We start from the raw sequence: 14,055 nt of genomic DNA, 5'->3' as shown, positions 1-14,055 counted from the left end.
TATCATTTTTAGCTGTCATCATTGTTGCATTTATATCTGCCACAAAAAGATGATCGACTAGCCTGCTGATAATTCAATTAACGACTTAAGGGTTAGCAATAATGCACTTAAGCTACATAACACCATAGTGGCGATGCGAGTCTTATTTTTATCAACCTTATTGGTTAGCTTTCCTGCGGCAATATTTCCGAGTATGACAGATGGCAATAGCATCAATGACAACCACAGATGCTTTTCTTCCACTAAGCCTGCAAGCATTAAAATAATCAGTGCGATCATTGAGCTGAAAACAAAAAAGATCGATAGCGCGGCTCTAAACTGCGGCGCATCTTTACCGGCTAATAAAATCGCTAATGGTGGCCCACCAATGGCGGCAATATTTCCAAATACCCCCGACAAGACACCTGCAATAAATAGCGAAAGCCGATTTACTGGCGCTGTGATCTTAAAAATACTCAGCAACACCGCTGCGCCGACAATAAAGGCAATGGCTAACCCCAGTACTGCTTGGGGGGCAAACAGTAATAAACCTGCGCCCATAAAGCCACCAGGTATTCGCCCCAGCAGCGCATATTGCAGCCCATTAAACTCCAGTTGAGTACGTTCACGCAATAAGGTCAATAAGGCGATGGAAAAACCCATCATAATCACAGGGGCTGGGACTAATTGTGGGTCGATGATATAGAGAAGTGGACTGGCAACAACCGCAAGCCCAAAACCGATAAGGCCTTGGGTTAATGCGCCTATAAAAATGATAACCGATGCAAGCATCAAGGTCTGCGGATCGATAAATTCCATTGTCGACTCTTTAGGCGCAATACTGCAACTCACTCTCAGCTTGAGAGCTCGATACGTTAAATGACGAGCAGTGTTTGATTAATTGAGTAGGCTTATGCTTTAGCGCAAGTACTTTAGCGCAAGTACTTCAGCGCTAGTCGCTAGCTTGACTTAATCAAGATCTTCCCACTCAATTCCCATGGCATCCATCAAAGCTTTTGCTTCAGATGGGATGCTATCAGGCCCTTCTTTTGATAAGTCACCGTCATTTGGCAGTGGTTGTCCAGTGTAGGCATGCAAAAATGCTTCACACAGTAGTTCACTATTGGTTGCATGACGTAAGTTATTAACCTGGCGGCGGGTACGTTCATCAGTCAATACTTTTAAAACTTTTAAAGGTATGGATACCGTGATTTTTTTAACTTGTTCATTTTTTTTGCCATGTTCGGCATATGGGCTGATATAGTCGCCATTCCATTCAGTCATTAACTCACCTTTATACGATAGATTCGTGGCAGATTTTAACCGCTAAATAATAACAGTCAAATTATTGCGGTTATTCTATAACGAATGGAAATAGATTTCTTTATGTTTAGACGTCTAAACGGCTGATTTGTATTGACGATGTGACTTAGCTTAGGTACATTTAGCCATCTAGACATCTCTTTAGTGTGTATTCTTTAGGAGTTTACAATGAGCAAACATCGCGCAGCTACGCTAGCAGTACGCCAAGGTATCGAGTCTGATACCCAATACGGCGCTGTAGTCCCGCCGATTTATCTATCAACAAACTATTCTTTTGATGGCCATAAAAACCCTAGAGAGTTTGATTATAGTCGTTCAGGAAACCCGACGCGCTGCGTGTTAGGTGAAGCCATTGCCAAACTTGAACATGGCGCTACTGGGGTGGTTACTTGTACCGGTATGGCTGCGATTACCTTGGTCACTAGTTTATTAGGCCCCGATGATTTACTGATTGTGCCTCACGATTGTTATGGCGGTAGTTACCGTTTGTTCACAAATCTTGCCAACAAAGGCCAATTTAAATTACTGGTGATTGATCAAACAGATGAGCAAGCACTCAGTGATGCGATTGCTCAGAAACCTAAAATGGTGTGGTTAGAAACGCCGTCAAACCCATTATTACGTGTTGTTGATATCAAAGCTATTGCTGAGCAAAGCCATAAAGTCGATGCCTTAGTTGTGGTTGATAACACCTTTTTATCGCCAATTTTGCAACAGCCATTAGAGCTAGGCGCTGATATCGTCATGCATTCCACCACCAAATATATCAATGGTCATAGTGACGTTGTAGGTGGCGCTGTGGTGGCAAAAGACCCTGAACTGGGTGAGTTACTACACTGGTGGTCAAACACCTTAGGGCTAACAGGCTCGGCTTTTGATAGTTACCTAACCTTACGTGGCATTCGTACTTTAGCTGTACGTATTCGCGAGCATCAAAAAAATGCTGAGCAAGTTATTGACGTACTTCAGGCCAGCAATCTTGTCGAAAAAGTGTATTATCCAGGCTTAAAAGACCACCCAGGTCACGATATTGCAGCTAAGCAACAACAAGGCTTCGGCGCTATGTTAAGTTTCGAACTTAAAGGTGGTGAAGCAGAAGTGGTCGCCTTTTTAAATGCACTGTCTATTTTCAGTGTTGCTGAAAGCTTAGGCGGAGTGGAAAGCTTAGTTGCCGTACCTGCAACCATGACCCATAGAGCAATGGCGCCTGCAGCACGGTATGAAGCTGGCATTAAAGATACTTTACTGCGACTATCTGTCGGGATTGAAGATGCTGAAGACTTGGTTGCCGATATTGAAGTAGGCTTAGCTGCTGTCGCTGCGCTTTAAGTTAATCTCCCTTGGCTATATTCATGTAGTCAGGCTGGTATATGTTGTTTAAGGAGTGAAAAATGGCCCGCAGTCATTTACATAAATTTGGTGGTTCAAGTCTTGCTGATGCAGATTGCTATCGCCGCGTTGCCCATATTTTACTGACTCATGGCAACAGTGATGATTTAGTCGTTGTTTCAGCTGCGGGTAAAAGTACTAACTTTTTATATAAATTACTCTCCTTAAGAGAAAACGGTGACTTGTGGCAAGAAGAGCTACAAGTACTGGTGAGCTATCAGCAAAACCTGATTGAGCAACTTCTCTCAAACGAACAAGCGCGCGATTTACGTGAGCGCCTATCAACCGATAAATCGCAATTAGTCAGTTTATTGTCCCTTGAAGAGCGCAATGAATTTCAGCTCAATCATGTATTAAGCTTTGGTGAGCGTTGGTCAGCACGATTAATGGCAGCCTTATTAAGAGAGTCTGGCGTTGCTGCCGCGAATATTGATGCCTGCTCACTGCTGGTGGCTGATGAAGGGCCTGTGCCGAATATTCGTCTTGATGAGTCCCGCGAAAAAGTCCAAAAGCTGCTGGATGCTAATCCAAATACACGCTTAGTGATCACCGGCTTTATCTGCGCCAACAGTAAAGGGGATACATTATTACTTGGCCGCAATGGCTCAGATTACAGCGCCACCTTAATTGCCAGCTTAGCGGACATTGAACGAGTGACTATTTGGACCGATGTTGAAGGGGTATTTAACGCTGATCCGAATAAAATTAATGATGCCAAATTACTTGAAAGCATGTCACTTGCTGAAGCCGATCGTTTAGCTAAACTCGGCTCGCCAGTACTGCACAGCCGAACTTTACAGCCCTTATTTGATACTAATGTTAGTCTCGCGGTGCGCTCAAGTTACGCATCACATACTGACTTTACCCTTATTGCGCCCCAAAGTTCGTCAGCTAGCGCTCCAGTGGTTACCAGTTTAAATGAAGTGGTGCTGTTTCGCTTTAAGCAGCAAGCGCTAATTCAAACCACACTCAAATTACTTGAGCAAGCCGGTATTGCGCCGCTAGCATATTGGTGCTCTGCCCATCATAAAGTTGAACTGGCATTCACTGCTGAAAACCAAAAGCAGGTACAAGCGTTACTGGAGCTACATAGTCATGAGCTATTAATTAGCGATATCCATGCTCATACTGATTTAGGTTTAGTCGCTTTGGTTAGTGCTGATGCAGAGCACTACCGCCGCAGCTTTGCCCGATTATTAAGTCGCGATGCCAAACCCCTGTATCAAGATGGTTTGAGTTTAGTGACCTTAGTGCCTAAATCTCAGGTTAATTTACTCACCCAAAAAGTACACCGACGCTGCGCAGGCCCGCGATTGCGTATTGGGGTATTATTGCTTGGGGTCGGTAATATTGGTGAAGCCTGGATTGATTTATTTCAGCGCTCATCCACCATGCTTAACCGTGAACTAGAAGCCAATGTGCAACTTGTGGGTTTAGTGAGTTCAAAAGAGGCGCTCATTTGCCAGCAAGGAATAGATGCCAATAACTGGCAAGATGACTTTGATACCACAGCAACAACATGGGACTACCCTAGTTTATTTGAGCAGCTTGAGCTGCTCGACTGCGATGAGCTGGTGGCCTTGGATATCAGTGCTAGCGCCAGCTTAACCTTACAATACCCAGAGTTTTTCGCTCGAGGGATTCATATGGTGAGCGCCAATAAACTTGCAGGCTCAGGGCCGTTACCTTTTTACCGTGAGCTTAAGCAGCAGCTAAGTAACCGGCGTTTATTTTGGCGTTACAATGCCAGTTGCGGCGCTGGCTTACCAGTACAGCATGCCCTAAACGATTTACGCAATAGTGGCGACAATATCGAAGCTGTTGGCGGTATTTTTTCAGGTACTTTATGTTGGCTGTTTGAGCATTACGATGGGCAAAAATCTTTTTCTGAACTCGTGGTTGAAGCCCGCGGATTAGGCATTACAGAGCCAGATCCTCGAGATGATTTATCTGGCCGAGATATGCAGCGAAAGTTACTTATTCTGGCCCGTGAAATTGGCTTTGAGATTGAGCTTGATGCCATTGAATTAAATTCATTAGTGCCAGCTGAATTAGCCGACTTGTCGTTAGATGACTTTTTAGCGCGCATTGGCGAGTTAGATGAGTTTATGTTGCAGCAATATAGTGCAGCCTTTGAGCAAAATAAAGTCTTAAGGTATGTGGCATCTTTAGATAAAGTCGATGGCAAAATGCATGCTGAAGTAGGCATTCAATGGGTCGACTCGAACCATCCCTATGCCAGTTTAACCCCTGGAGATAATGTGTTTGTCATCCGCAGCACTTTTTATCAGGGCAATCCGTTAATTATTCGCGGCCCAGGTGCTGGCCGAGAAGTTACCGCAGCAGCTGTGCAGTCTGACTTAGTACAAATCTGTAAGGATTTACTGCAGGAGTGATCCTTAAGCGCGAGTTAAACGACGATTAACTTGGTTGAAAGATTAACTTTAAAGGCCTATTCCCTAACGGAATAGGCCTTTTTTATTGTCATAAAATAGCGCTAAAAGCATAAGCTCAGAGTTAACTTCACTCCCAGTCGATTTGCTGATGATTAATCGACAACGACCTTTTCATTATCAGTCTTTAGCCTGCAAATGTTCGCTGTCTGTTCTTTGGTAAGCGTATTTGGGTTACTTTTTCTTTGGTGGAGAGTATTCAATTAAGTCACATAAAGTGGATCTGATGGACTACATTTATTATTCCAGTAGCTAAACATCATCCAAGGAGAGGGCGGTATATGAAATTCCTTTTACAAGTCATCACGATAATAGCAATAGGGGCAAGTCGTAACTTGGCTATTGCCGATATTCCTGCTCAATCTCCCAAAGAGTTATTGCAAACCGTACCCACACAGGCGCAAGTTTGTTTAACTTGCCATGGTGTTAATGGTGAGGGTTTAGGTGTTATAGGGCCTAGGTTGGCGGGTTTATCCAGTGAGTATATCGCCTCGCAGCTGGTTAATTTTCAAATGGGTAATCGACAAAGTCCCACAATGTCGGCGATGGCTGCGACAGTACAAGGTGATGCTATCCAAGTCGTTGCTGATTTCTTTGCCGCTAAAACAGTAGCTGAGATCCCATTGCAATACCGCGGTGACAAGGTTGTGATAACTGATACGGCGGAAAAATTGGCTTATCAGGGAGATTGGGGCCGCGATATACCTGCCTGTACTAGCTGTCATGGACCTTCAGGCATTGGCGCAGCCAACTTCCCTCGACTTGCAGGCCAAGAACCTAGCTATTTAAAAAACCAACTATTGGCTTGGCAAAATGGTACTAGAAAAGGTGATGTCGATAATATGATGGCTAATATTGCCGCTAAGCTGACTGCTGATGAAATTGACGCATTGTCAGCGTACTTTTCAGCTTTAAAACCTCTGGTTCAAAATGCTGCTGCTCAACAGCCTTTGGCACAAAAATAAGGACATACCATGAAACTGTTTAATTATTTAGTCGCAGGTGTGTTTATCAGTTCAGTTAGCGCTGCAGAATTACCCGATAGGCAAGCTCAGATCCCCGCTATAGCAAAAGATCCCGCAGCGCAGTATCTGCAACCTAGCGATTTATCAGCTATTCCAGAGGGTGAGTTTGGCGACAAAGTACGTTTGGGCTATCAGATATTTGTTAATACTCAGCAATTAAGAGATAAATATGTCGGCAATGAGCTTAATTGCGTTAATTGTCATATGAACGCAGGTAATAAAGCCAATGCTTCACCGCTATGGGCTGCCTATATGGCTTATCCCGCTTATCGAAAGAAAAATGACAAAGTGAATAGCTACCAGGAACGGATTCAAGGTTGCTTTACGTATTCAATGAATGGTACAGCCCCCGCATCAGGCAGTAAGGAACTTGTGGCTATCTCAGCTTATTCTTATTGGCTAGCCATGAGCGGTTTACTGAATCAATTTAATCTCGATAGCAAAGTAGCAGAGTTGAGTGATGTAGAACTGGTAAAAGGTGGCAATAGAGAAGAGTTCCCAATTCCAGCTGCAGTGAAAGCTAAATGGGATCAAAAAGCCTTAACTTCACTTGCTGGCCGAGGTTTTCCCAAGTTAGAAGCGCCAGAACAAGCTTATTCAACTGAGCGAGGCGAAATAGTTTATCAAACCCATTGTCAGGCTTGTCATGGCGTTGATGGTCAAGGCATTAAAATGGCTAATGTGAGCGCTTTACCGCCATTATGGGGGCCGCAAAGCTACAACTGGGGCGCAGGGATGCATAGAGTGAACACTGCAGCTAATTTTATCTATGAGAATATGCCGCTGGGTAAAAGTATTCAGCTAACAGTGCAGCAGGCTTGGGATGTGGCAGCTTTTGTTAATGCCCATGAAAGGCCGCAAGATCCGCGTTTTAAAGGAGACCTGCCACAAACCCAAAAAAGTTATCATCAACATGATGGCTTTTATGGCAAGCAGCAGCTTGGTAATGTTTTAGGCGCCGAAGCTTATCCAAATTTTCCTGTTAATAAGTAGGGCTTTAACCAGTTTCAAGCTTATGCTTTTAAGCTACAATCGTTAAGGCATAGCCTTATCTCATAAAGCATTTTATGGAAATTAAACCAGTTAACGAAACAAAGTGAACCAGATGAAAGATGTAGAAATATACTCACCAAACCAAGCAAATGAACCATTAGTATCTGAGGCACAAGACGCGATTTTTGAGCCATTAGCGTGCCCCGTTTGCCAGCAGGTTAATCAATGCGCGGTTAGTGCGGGTAAACCGATTGAAGACTGCTGGTGTTTAAGCGCTTCAGTTAAAGCTGTGATCAGTGACAAGCTGCGCACAGAGTTAAAGGGCAAAGCCTGCGTCTGTCAAAGCTGCTATCAAAAACTGTCCCAGTGAAGGCCTTAATAACTGCTTATTCAGGGTGTTTAGGCTAGGTTGTAATGGTTCAATAAGATTTAAGCGCTAATTTAGTTAGCGCTTTTTTTATAATTAAATTAATTTAATTGGCTGATAAAAAACTGTTATTTGCTGATTTGTTCGGTTTGAATCGTACCGATGTTTCCAATTTAGTGCCAATGAAGGTAATCTGAAATTCACGCACTGATGTATTAGTAGTGTGAACGCAGTAACCGTAAAAATAACGTTTAGTGATAACGATTAATAATAACTATAAATATTTAACTCATTATGAGGTTTTCAATGGAAGGATTAACGGCATTTATTAATGCAGTAAACAGCATCGTTTGGGGCGTACCCATGTTGGTGATGATTTTAGGAGTGGGATTATTTTTATCTATCGGATTAAAATTAATGCCAATCCTAAAATTAGGCACTGGTTTTAAACTGCTGTGGTCGGGTCGAGCAACCGACAGTGATAGCACTGATAAAGGTGAAATTAGTCCTTTTAATGCGCTAATGACATCGCTCTCAGCCACCATAGGAACAGGTAATATTGCTGGTGTGGCTACCGCTATTTTTATTGGTGGGCCAGGGGCATTATTTTGGATGTGGTGCACCGCATTAGTGGGTATGGCGACCAAATTTGCCGAAGCGGTATTGGCAGTTAAGTATCGTGAAAAAGACAGTAATGGCAATCACGTCGGTGGACCTATGTATTACATTAAAAATGGCTTAGGCAGCAAATGGGCCTGGTTAGGGACAGCGTTTGCGATACTGGGCTCTATTGCCGGTTTTGGGATCGGTAATACCGTGCAAACTAACTCAGTGGCAGATGCCATGAGTGCTAACTTTGGCGTGCCGAGCTGGGTTACTGGTTTAGTCTTAATGGTACTCGTCGGTGCAGTACTCATGGGCGGTATTAAACGTATTGCAGAAGTTGCTGGTAAACTCGTGCCGTTAATGACCCTGTTTTATATTGCCGCGGGTTTAGCTGTTTTAGTGGTATATGCAGACCAAATTCCTGCAGCATTTGAATTAATTATTCACAGTGCGTTTAACCCAGTTGCTGCTCAAGGCGGTTTTGCTGGCGCAGCTGTTTGGGCTGCGATTCGTTTTGGTGTCGCCCGTGGTGTGTTCTCCAATGAAGCGGGCTTAGGTAGTGCGCCCATTGCTCACGCTGCAGCGCAAACCAATGATCCGGTAAAGCAAGGCTTAGTGGCCATGCTAGGTACATTCATTGATACCATCATTGTGTGCTCTATTACTGGTTTAGCGATTATTGTTTCCGGTGCTTGGACATCAGGCGAGAACGGCGCCGCATTAACTTCATATGCCTTTTCACATGCATTACCTATGGGTAATTATATTGTGGCGGTAGCACTTGCTGTGTTTGCCTTCACGACTATTCTAGGGTGGAGTTTTTATAGTGAGAAGTGTGTTCAATACTTGCTTGGCGATAAAGCGGTAAAACCATTTCGTTTAATATGGACCCTTGTGGTACCCATAGGCGCCGTGAGTTCATTAGAGTTTATTTGGCTATTGGCTGACACGCTTAATGCAATGATGGCCATTCCTAACTTAATTGCGCTAGTCCTATTAAGTCCTGTGGTCTTTGGTTTAACCCGAGAGTATTTTGCCAAGCAAAAAGCTAAGGCATTAGAGAGCTAATAACGCTGTTGATGAATGATGATGGCATACACAGAGGGTGTATGCCTCAACTGAGAAGGAATTCTATCGATGAAATTTTCACCCCAAATACTTCCATTGAGTTTATTACTGATGACTTCATTGGTCGTCGGTGGCTGTAATGGTATCTCTATTAGAACCAATGCTGATGAATATATTACTTATCAAGCGACTGCTTCAACGGTTGATATCTATCTGCCTAGTGAATTGTATAATCATGACAATGAACCGCTAGGTGAGGTGGTGACGACTTATTGCGCTAACAACCCTGAAGCAATAGAGGTTGGTGTTCCCAGTATCAACACGCTGAAAAAAGAATTGAAAGTGCAAACCCAACAAAGGGGCGGTAATGCACTCATCATCACAGACTGCGGCAAAATGATTTACCCAGCCTGTTCAATTTATTTAGAGTGCACTGGTCTTGCATACCTCTTAAAGTCTTAATCTTAAAGTGAAGTCTTAACCTTATAAAAAGTATTGGCCAGATGACCCCGTAAAAGGGGGGGTAGGCTAAAATAAATCATCTTCCCCTAAGCTTTTTCGCAATTCAGCTTGTTCTAGATAATCATCTAAGCGGCGTTTAACCTGCCTTTTACGTTCAATAATTTCAGCGGAGCGTTGATTTTTTGGTGAAACCATTGCCTCGATTTCAGTATCATTTGGGATAGTCTCAGTAATATTAGCCATCACTTTATCCTCACATGGGTGGTACTCGTAAAGCATAATTAATGGCTTTACATAAACGGTAATCACAGCCTGAACGGCTTGAAACCGTGAGCACAATATTGCTGAGCAATAATTTGCTAGGCAGCAGAAAAATAACCTCATAATTTGAATGTAGCAGCTAATAAAAAAAATGCGCACTTCTGTGGTGAGGATTTTGAGGCTCAGAGCAATAAAAAACGCCACCCTAAGGTGACGTTTTTTGATTTTTTAATAATTTAGATTAAATAGCTAACATCATTTAATACTTTTGATGGTTATAGATCGAAGCTATATGAGTAACCAAGAACAATTTTAGCATCATCATCTTCTAAATCAGTATCTGTTGCCATGAACGAGATAGTACCGAAATCAGTATCAGTGCTTAGTGATACGTTGTACTCAGAATAGCTATCAGTGCCGTACCAGCTGGTGATTACATCACCGTTTGAGTAACCATAATGGAAACCCAGTGACACTTTTTCAGTTAATGGGAAAGTCAGGTTAGCTTGAGCATACATCATATCTTTTGAATCTAATGGGCTTTCAGCAATATCATCACCGCCATTGACTGTGTAAGAGTATGCGACATCTAACCATTTCCACGCGAGACCAACTGTTACTTCACCAAAATCAACACTGCCCGGTGAATCTGGGTAAGCGTAATAAAGGTAGTTAATGTCGTAGCTTAAGTCTTCTGTAATGTCACCACCGAAACCGGCATACACATCAAGCTCATAAGAGGTGCCGTCACCAAAATCTACATTTGATGCCCAACCACCGACATAGAAACCTGACTCATGGCCATAATCAATGCCCCCCTGAACCGCAGCACCACTAGTTTGTGACACACCACGCCAAATATAGTCTGACGTCGCGCCAATATTACCCGTGACTTCAGCTAAAGCTGTAGTGCTTAAAAGTAAACCTGTTGATAGCGCAATAGCTTGATACAGAGATTTTTTCATTTTCATTCCCTCAAAGTTTTATTATTCAATTAGCATCTTGCATAAAGTCGGGTCGACGCTAAATGTTGTTTTATCTGAGGTACGTGTTGCTAATGATGTGCCATGTTTATAAAATTAAATTAATCAATAGCTTAAAAATTACTGCACATTTATGTTGCATTTATGTTGCCACTTGATGATGCGTAGTTGCACTTTAATTGTGCAGTTTAAGTGTTGTTTTTACTTATTTATGCAAAAAAAAGACATAAAAAAACCTCCAAAAAAGGAGGTTTTATCGTTTTAGCGGTTTTTAGTTAACACTATTTTTTAGCGTTTTACCTGCTTTAAACTTAGGTACTGTTGCTTCAGCAATTTGGATCTCTTGGCCGGTTTGTGGGTTACGACCTGTACGTGCAGCACGAACTGATGTTTCGAAAGAACCAAAACCTACGATAGAAATCTTGTCGCCGTTTTTCATGGCTTCAGTTACCGCTTCTTCAAAAGACTTTAGTGCACGACCCGCTTCAGCTTTTGTTAACTCAGCATTTTCTGCAATTTTTGCAATTAATTCACTTTTGTTCATGTTGTATTCTCTGCTTTCCATAGATGTATTTATTTAGAACTAGATTAACATGCCATAAGCCATAAGGCTTTGAAAGCATTTTATCTGATAAATGTGCTGCTATATTGCAAATAAGTAACTTTTTAGTGATCTAGTTAGCTTAAACTCGGCTGAGTGAATTAACTGCTTCTGCCGTTTTTATCAAGTTTATTGATTTGTTGCTGCTCATTTTGAACTTTGGCCTACAAAAATTTGTTAGCTATCAATCTTCTAACAGTTGATACAGGAGTTGCTTCACTAACTTAGGTTCAAAGGGTTTATCACATAGCGCATTAACACCTGCGCTTGATACGTTGCTTAGGTGGGTATCGTTAGCTTCTGATGACACCATCAAAATCGGCACATGAGACTGCTGGCTTTGGTGGCGTATATATTGGGTCAATGCCAGTCCATCAACACTTGGCATATTGTAATCGGTGATTACTAAATCAAACATTTGCTGTTGCATTAATTCGATAGCTTCAGCGCCATCAGTTGCCTCGCTTATCATCCGAATACCTAAATTAGTAATAGTTCGTTTGATAATGTTTCGCGCCATGCGGCTATCATCAACCACTAAAGTGCGAATATCCTGAACATCAAAATGGCTTAGGTCCAGTTCGTCATTACTGATTAAATCAATAGTGGAATTCAGTGCTGTGGCCAAATGATCGGCATCGAAAGGCTTAGGTAAAATCGCGACGGCTCCAGATTGCCTAAATATTTCCAGTTGCTCACGGCGACATTCACTGGATACCAACATAAATTGAATATCTTGATAGTCAGAGTTTTGTTTAATAAAACTGAGTAGTTCAGTCGCTTCACCGTCAGTAAAGTGTAAAGCGCTGACAATGAGATCTGGCGTGTGTCGAACAATAATCTCTTTAGCTTGAGCAAGATTAGCGGCGGTTTGTATGCTATGTACGCCTTCTTGTTGCAGGCGTGAAATAATTATTTTTCTCTGAACATCAGATGGTTCAACTAGCAAAATGGATAATTCACTGGGCGATAAATGGCTCATTATATAGCTTCTTATTATTCGATCTGAGTTTTATGGGCGCATGTTAACTTATGCTAAGGGATGAATATAGTCAGCAGGGCGCCTTTGTTAACTTTTGGGCTTCAAATAAATCGCTGTTTCTTTACAAAATGCCACCCAGTATTGAAACACCAGCAGTGAAAATAGTACCGCAGCAATGGCAGGAATAGGGATATTAAAGCCATTGAACACCACTTTTACATCTTCAGGAGTGATTTGATAGGCGATAATAGCAGTGGTAGACAGTGCTAATATCGCTAAGGTTTGAATGGCTAAATATACCTTTAAGGCAATGCTGGCCCAGTGTGTTCGCATTAATAAGCCAACCAACACAGGGATAACGCCGATACTGAATAAATCTATACTTTGAATGCTATAAGAGCGCCAAAGGGCCACAATAGACAGTAACACGTACAATGCAATTAATAGGGTTAATCTTAACGGTGGTTTATTCATAGTATTATTATCATTATTGGAACTATGTGAGTGGTCATGTGGTGTAGAATAGCGTGAGTAGAGATAGTTTGTGAAAACGTTTTTTAAGAAATTAGGATAAGTAATGACTGAGGCGGAATTTTGGTCTTTGGTGACCCGTAGCCATCCTGAGCAATCAGAGCAAGCGTGCCATGATCAATTAGTGGAAAAATTGTCGGCGCTCGATGATGCTGACTTAGCGGCTTTTGATAAGATATTTGGCCAACAAATGCGCCGCAGTTACCGCTGGGATATTTGGGGCGCAGCTTACATTGTTACTGGCTGTGATTCAGATTATGGCTTTGTGGAGTTTCGAGGGTTTATTTTATCCTTAGGTGAGACCTGGTATAACAAGATTATTGCTAACCCCGACTGTTTGGGCGAGCTTGAGTTATGGCCAACAAAAGATGACTATGCTTATCCCTTTATTGAAGATTATGATTTGATTGCCGGAAAAATCTATGAAGACCGCTGCGGTGAAGAGCTGCCTTTTGTACCCTCTGGTCAGCATACTCCTCAAGGTAAAAAGTTCAGTACCAAGAAAAAAGATCTCCGTAAAAACTATCCTTTATTAAGCCAGCGTTTTCCATTTTAAATATCGCTGAAAGTTAATTAAGCATCCACAAAAAATGCAGCTTTATAGCTGCATTTTTAGTGTAATTGAGATGTAAGCCTGTCAATCGGCAGACTTAGCTACTGCAAGTTTCTGATTGAGTATCAAACTCTAAACCGTATTTAGCGCAGGCTTGAGTCATAAACTTGTGTGCAGCGGTTTGTAACTGCTGATCAAGGTTTTTCTCTAATTCAGCATTAAACTCTTGCTCAGCGACTTGTATATGCTGGTTCATTAATTGCTGGTGTTGTTTTATCGCTTCGGCGCCTTTTGAATCGATATCAAATTGATGGGCAAAGCTTGAAGATGACACCAGCATGGCGATAAAAACTGTCGCTGCGAGAGCGATAGGCTTAATCATCTTATTGCTGGTAGTTGTGCCGATTGCTGTATTGGTTTCGATGTTATTCATATTAACTCCAGTATTGATACGTTAATTGCTATTAGCGCTGAATCCT

At 42.2% G+C, this 14,055-nt stretch carries 16 protein-coding genes; 8 read left to right on the top strand and 8 right to left on the bottom strand.

Annotated features, from left to right (window positions below; all coding sequences use genetic code 11):
• Window positions 1-57: 57 nt before the first annotated feature.
• Both BCU57_RS13865 and metJ read right to left on the bottom strand, forming a co-directional pair.
• Window positions 58-798, bottom strand: coding sequence for a sulfite exporter TauE/SafE family protein (locus BCU57_RS13865; RefSeq protein ID WP_102436606.1), 741 nt, complete (start codon window positions 796-798; stop codon window positions 58-60).
• A 150-nt stretch (window positions 799-948) separates the two neighbouring features.
• Window positions 949-1,263 carry a met regulon transcriptional regulator MetJ gene (gene metJ, locus BCU57_RS13860; RefSeq protein ID WP_076538901.1) on the bottom strand — a complete coding sequence of 105 codons (315 nt, stop codon included), beginning with the start codon at window positions 1,261-1,263 and terminating at the stop codon, window positions 949-951.
• 207 nt (window positions 1,264-1,470) lie between these two features.
• On the opposite strand from metJ, the gene metB reads away from it, so the two are divergent.
• The 7 genes from metB to BCU57_RS13825 all read left to right on the top strand — a co-directional run bounded on the left by metB (window position 1,471) and on the right by BCU57_RS13825 (window position 9,665).
• Entirely contained in the window at window positions 1,471-2,631 is a 1,161-nt protein-coding gene (metB, locus tag BCU57_RS13855) for a cystathionine gamma-synthase (RefSeq protein WP_102436608.1), read from the top strand.
• Window positions 2,632-2,693: 62 nt separating this feature from the next.
• Entirely contained in the window at window positions 2,694-5,087 is a 2,394-nt protein-coding gene (locus BCU57_RS13850) for a bifunctional aspartate kinase/homoserine dehydrogenase II (RefSeq protein ID WP_102436610.1), read from the top strand.
• Between the two features lie 338 nt (window positions 5,088-5,425).
• A complete protein-coding gene (locus BCU57_RS13845; RefSeq protein WP_102436612.1) occupies window positions 5,426-6,109 on the top strand; it encodes a c-type cytochrome in 684 nt (227 codons plus the stop codon).
• Between the two features lie 9 nt (window positions 6,110-6,118).
• Window positions 6,119-7,162 (top strand): c-type cytochrome, encoded by a 1,044-nt coding sequence (locus BCU57_RS13840; RefSeq protein ID WP_102436614.1) that lies wholly within the window; start codon window positions 6,119-6,121, stop codon window positions 7,160-7,162.
• A 112-nt stretch (window positions 7,163-7,274) separates the two neighbouring features.
• Entirely contained in the window at window positions 7,275-7,532 is a 258-nt protein-coding gene (locus BCU57_RS13835; RefSeq protein WP_102436616.1) for a cysteine-rich CWC family protein, read from the top strand.
• Between the two features lie 303 nt (window positions 7,533-7,835).
• Complete coding sequence (locus BCU57_RS13830; RefSeq protein ID WP_102436618.1) at window positions 7,836-9,203, top strand: alanine/glycine:cation symporter family protein; 1,368 nt, start codon at window positions 7,836-7,838, stop codon at window positions 9,201-9,203.
• A gap of 69 nt (window positions 9,204-9,272) precedes the next feature.
• The gene (locus tag BCU57_RS13825) at window positions 9,273-9,665 is read left to right on the top strand and encodes a hypothetical protein (RefSeq protein WP_102436620.1); all 393 of its coding nucleotides are present in this window, start codon (window positions 9,273-9,275) and stop codon (window positions 9,663-9,665) included.
• 66 nt (window positions 9,666-9,731) lie between these two features.
• On the opposite strand, the gene BCU57_RS13820 is transcribed toward BCU57_RS13825, so the two are convergent.
• The 5 genes from BCU57_RS13820 to BCU57_RS13800 form a co-directional block, all read right to left on the bottom strand.
• Complete coding sequence (locus tag BCU57_RS13820; protein ID WP_198589898.1) at window positions 9,732-9,908, bottom strand: PA3496 family putative envelope integrity protein; 177 nt, start codon at window positions 9,906-9,908, stop codon at window positions 9,732-9,734.
• Window positions 9,909-10,201: 293 nt separating this feature from the next.
• Window positions 10,202-10,891: a TorF family putative porin gene (locus BCU57_RS13815; RefSeq protein WP_102436622.1), complete on the bottom strand. Its 690-nt coding sequence runs from the start codon at window positions 10,889-10,891 to the stop codon at window positions 10,202-10,204.
• Between the two features lie 289 nt (window positions 10,892-11,180).
• Window positions 11,181-11,453 (bottom strand): HU family DNA-binding protein, encoded by a 273-nt coding sequence (locus BCU57_RS13810; protein WP_102436624.1) that lies wholly within the window; start codon window positions 11,451-11,453, stop codon window positions 11,181-11,183.
• Window positions 11,454-11,694: 241 nt separating this feature from the next.
• Window positions 11,695-12,492 carry a response regulator gene (locus BCU57_RS13805; protein ID WP_102436626.1) on the bottom strand — a complete coding sequence of 266 codons (798 nt, stop codon included), beginning with the start codon at window positions 12,490-12,492 and terminating at the stop codon, window positions 11,695-11,697.
• An 87-nt stretch (window positions 12,493-12,579) separates the two neighbouring features.
• Window positions 12,580-12,966 (bottom strand): hypothetical protein, encoded by a 387-nt coding sequence (locus tag BCU57_RS13800; protein WP_102436628.1) that lies wholly within the window; start codon window positions 12,964-12,966, stop codon window positions 12,580-12,582.
• Window positions 12,967-13,069: 103 nt separating this feature from the next.
• On the opposite strand from BCU57_RS13800, the gene BCU57_RS13795 reads away from it, so the two are divergent.
• Complete coding sequence (locus tag BCU57_RS13795; RefSeq protein WP_102436630.1) at window positions 13,070-13,579, top strand: DUF4240 domain-containing protein; 510 nt, start codon at window positions 13,070-13,072, stop codon at window positions 13,577-13,579.
• 94 nt (window positions 13,580-13,673) lie between these two features.
• On the opposite strand, the gene BCU57_RS13790 is transcribed toward BCU57_RS13795, so the two are convergent.
• Window positions 13,674-14,009 carry a hypothetical protein gene (locus tag BCU57_RS13790; RefSeq protein ID WP_102436632.1) on the bottom strand — a complete coding sequence of 112 codons (336 nt, stop codon included), beginning with the start codon at window positions 14,007-14,009 and terminating at the stop codon, window positions 13,674-13,676.
• Between the last annotated feature and the right edge of the window lie 46 nt (window positions 14,010-14,055).

Origin of the sequence: Shewanella sp. 10N.286.48.B5 (genome assembly GCF_002874355.2) — a bacterium.
GTDB lineage: Bacteria > Pseudomonadota > Gammaproteobacteria > Enterobacterales > Shewanellaceae > Shewanella.
Note: the sequence above shows the minus strand (reverse complement) of the source record. Positions and strands in the feature narration are given on the sequence as shown.

What these genes read in the sequence shown, in the direction of transcription:
- BCU57_RS13865 (WP_102436606.1), bottom strand. Translation starts at nt 798, where the DNA reads ATGGAATTTATCGATCCGCAGACCTTGATGCTTGCATCGGTTATCATT.
- metJ (WP_076538901.1), bottom strand. Translation starts at nt 1,263, where the DNA reads ATGACTGAATGGAATGGCGACTATATCAGCCCATATGCCGAACATGGC.
- metB (WP_102436608.1), top strand. Translation starts at nt 1,471, where the DNA reads ATGAGCAAACATCGCGCAGCTACGCTAGCAGTACGCCAAGGTATCGAG.
- BCU57_RS13850 (WP_102436610.1), top strand. Translation starts at nt 2,694, where the DNA reads ATGGCCCGCAGTCATTTACATAAATTTGGTGGTTCAAGTCTTGCTGAT.
- BCU57_RS13845 (WP_102436612.1), top strand. Translation starts at nt 5,426, where the DNA reads ATGAAATTCCTTTTACAAGTCATCACGATAATAGCAATAGGGGCAAGT.
- BCU57_RS13840 (WP_102436614.1), top strand. Translation starts at nt 6,119, where the DNA reads ATGAAACTGTTTAATTATTTAGTCGCAGGTGTGTTTATCAGTTCAGTT.
- BCU57_RS13835 (WP_102436616.1), top strand. Translation starts at nt 7,275, where the DNA reads ATGAAAGATGTAGAAATATACTCACCAAACCAAGCAAATGAACCATTA.
- BCU57_RS13830 (WP_102436618.1), top strand. Translation starts at nt 7,836, where the DNA reads ATGGAAGGATTAACGGCATTTATTAATGCAGTAAACAGCATCGTTTGG.
- BCU57_RS13825 (WP_102436620.1), top strand. Translation starts at nt 9,273, where the DNA reads ATGAAATTTTCACCCCAAATACTTCCATTGAGTTTATTACTGATGACT.
- BCU57_RS13820 (WP_198589898.1), bottom strand. Translation starts at nt 9,908, where the DNA reads ATGGCTAATATTACTGAGACTATCCCAAATGATACTGAAATCGAGGCA.
- BCU57_RS13815 (WP_102436622.1), bottom strand. Translation starts at nt 10,891, where the DNA reads ATGAAAAAATCTCTGTATCAAGCTATTGCGCTATCAACAGGTTTACTT.
- BCU57_RS13810 (WP_102436624.1), bottom strand. Translation starts at nt 11,453, where the DNA reads ATGAACAAAAGTGAATTAATTGCAAAAATTGCAGAAAATGCTGAGTTA.
- BCU57_RS13805 (WP_102436626.1), bottom strand. Translation starts at nt 12,492, where the DNA reads ATGAGCCATTTATCGCCCAGTGAATTATCCATTTTGCTAGTTGAACCA.
- BCU57_RS13800 (WP_102436628.1), bottom strand. Translation starts at nt 12,966, where the DNA reads ATGAATAAACCACCGTTAAGATTAACCCTATTAATTGCATTGTACGTG.
- BCU57_RS13795 (WP_102436630.1), top strand. Translation starts at nt 13,070, where the DNA reads ATGACTGAGGCGGAATTTTGGTCTTTGGTGACCCGTAGCCATCCTGAG.
- BCU57_RS13790 (WP_102436632.1), bottom strand. Translation starts at nt 14,009, where the DNA reads ATGAATAACATCGAAACCAATACAGCAATCGGCACAACTACCAGCAAT.